Annotated in this window: 2 protein-coding genes; one reads left to right on the top strand and one right to left on the bottom strand. The window is 65.1% G+C overall.

Annotated features, from left to right (window positions below; genetic code table 11):
• On the top strand, nucleotides 1-417 hold a 417-nt coding region (locus tag VH326_RS06570), incomplete at its 5' end, for a PilZ domain-containing protein (RefSeq protein WP_329631009.1).
• A gap of 14 nt (nucleotides 418-431) precedes the next feature.
• On the opposite strand, the gene VH326_RS06575 is transcribed toward VH326_RS06570, so the two are convergent.
• Nucleotides 432-1,578, bottom strand: a 1,147-nt coding sequence (locus VH326_RS06575; RefSeq protein ID WP_329631010.1) for an FAD-binding protein, incomplete at its 5' end; no start/stop codon positions are given.

The raw sequence follows: 1,578 nt of genomic DNA on the forward strand, positions 1-1,578 counted from the left end.
TATCTCGACCATATCGGCCGCGTCGAGGGCCGCATCACCCGCATCATCGACAACGGCTTTGCCATGACGGTCGGCGCCACCGCGCGCAAGCGCGACAAGCTTGCCGCGCAGCTGACCTGGCTCGCCAACCGCGACATCCTCAACCTGCCGGAAGATCGCCGTCACGACCGCGTCGTGCCGCGCAACCCGATCGCGATGCTGACGCTCGAGGATGGCACCAAGATGACCTGCCGCATCATCGACCTCTCGAACTCGGGTGCGGCGATCGCCGCCGAGCACCGCCCGCCGCTGAAGTCGCTGGTCCTGCTCGGCAAGGTGCAGTCGCGCGTGGTGCGCAATCTCGAGGAAGGCTTTGCCCTCGAGTTCGTGCACGAGCAGCTCACCGAGACAATCGAAGAAGCGGTGACCGCGCGCTAGCCGCGCCGAGGTACTCACCCCTCATCCAAAGAGCCCGCGGCCTGCATCGCCGCTCGCCACGCAAACACCATCGCAGGCCCGATCATCGTCCCCGGCCCCGGATAGTGTCCGCGGAAGATCGAGACCGCATCAGTACCAACCGCATAGAGTCCGCTGACCACGCTGCCATCCGACCGGAGCACGCGTCCGCTCGTATCGACGCGCAAGCCGGCGCTACCAGCCAGATCCGACGGCCAGACCGCGACCGCATAATAGGGACCGGGCCCAATCCGGCGAAGGCATGGATTGGGCTTGCTCGCGGCATCGCCGTTGAAGCGATTGAGCTCGCTTGTGCCACGGCCGAACTCTTCGTCAACACCGGTTTCGGCGTCGCGGTTGTAACGCTCGATCGTGCGCGCCAGCGCCTCGCCATCCACGCCAATCGCGGCGGCGAGCTCTGCGATCGTATGACCCTCGAACAGGTAACCCGCTTCCGCGAAACGTCGCAGTGCGCGCGTGCCGGGATGAACGAGACCGATCCCGTAATCGGCGATAAAGCTGCGGTCGCAGACGAGATATGATGGCACGCTGGCCGGCGAACGGTTCGACTGCAGCATGCCCTGGACGAAGTCGTGATAGGAGTTGGCTTCATTGACGAAACGGCGGCCGCTCCGGTCCACGGCCAGGAGTCCCGGCTTGGCGCGATCCAGCATGATGTGCGGAAACACCGAGAGATGACCGTCCGGCTGCTTCATCACCGAGCTCGGCATCCACAACGCCGGGCTGTTGAGTTCGGTATCGATTGATCCGGAGGCTCGCTCGCCGGCGAGGATGCCGTCGCCCGTGTTGGAGTCGGGGGAGAGCGAGTAGCGCCGTGTATTCTCCGGGAGCAGCCGCTCACGCAGTTCGGCGCTCCAGCCGATCCCGCCGCTTGCCAGCACGACGCCCTTGCGTGCACGCAAGGTGATCTCTCCCGCAGGCGTGGTCAGCACGGCGCCAGCGATCTGATCGCCGACCTTGACCAATTCCTTCAAAGCCGTCCGGTAGCGGATGTCCACGGACAATCGTCTGATGTCATAGAGCAGCCGCCCGACGAGCGCATTGCCCATGAGCAGACGCGTCCCGCGCTTCAAGCGGAGTCGGTCAAGCGCATGTCGAACGAGAAGACCGACGGCGTGCTTG

The organism is Sphingomonas sp. (assembly GCF_036269755.1).
Classification (GTDB): domain Bacteria; phylum Pseudomonadota; class Alphaproteobacteria; order Sphingomonadales; family Sphingomonadaceae; genus Sphingomonas.